Origin of the sequence: Croceicoccus hydrothermalis, from assembly GCF_022378335.1 — a bacterium.
GTDB lineage: Bacteria > Pseudomonadota > Alphaproteobacteria > Sphingomonadales > Sphingomonadaceae > Croceicoccus > Croceicoccus hydrothermalis.
This window is the reverse complement of sequence record NZ_JAIQCI010000081.1, coordinates 1-699: the sequence shown is the minus strand read 5'-3', so window position 1 is coordinate 699 and position 699 is coordinate 1. Positions and strand designations below refer to the sequence as shown.

The window sequence follows — 699 nt, the reverse complement described above, 5'->3', positions numbered from 1 at the left end:
CGGATGTCCATGCCCAGCGTGCTGGCCTCAATCCGGGCGACGACGCGGCGCTGGCATTTCCAGTTCTTCGCGCCGTAGCGGGTCTCGGCATAGTTGCGCAGGACCGGGCATTGGCGTTGAGCCCGCCTGACCGCACAGGCATCGGCGACGGTGACGATTTCGGGATCGGCACGCAGCACGGCGTTGGTCGGCAGACCAAACACGTAATCGACGCCGGCCGCCTCGCAGAACGTCATGACCTCGGGCCGCCCATAGTGCCCGTCGCCGCGGATGGTGATGTGGGTATCGGGCCAGTGCCGCCGCAGATGGCGCACCAGGCGCCGAATGTGGCCGGCAGCCTCGGCGCCCGACGGTGTCTTGCCGGTGCGCAGCAGCATCGCCACCGGCCGACCGGTGGCGGTGTCGTAGACATGGATCGGCAGGAAGCAGCGCTCGCCGTGATGACCATTCCAGAACGAGAGTTGCTGATAGCCGTGCACGACATCACAGGTATCATCGATATCCAGCGTCACCGCCGCCGGCGCGGTGGGATAGCTGGCGCAGTAGATGTCGATCATCGCGGCCATCATCCTGGCCAACTCACGCGTGGTCGGTGCATTTTCCCACCGGCTCATCGTCGGTTGGCTCGCAAGCCCCACGCCCGATCCCGGCAGCTTGCCCAGCGCCAGGCGGAAGCCCGGATCGTCGCGCAGAGCGTCG

Annotated in this window: 1 protein-coding gene; it reads right to left on the bottom strand. The window is 67.0% G+C overall.

Annotated elements, in window-relative coordinates:
• A partial coding sequence (locus tag K4G67_RS17380) for an IS1380 family transposase (protein WP_239807497.1) occupies positions 1 to 699 on the bottom strand: 699 nt, incomplete at both ends.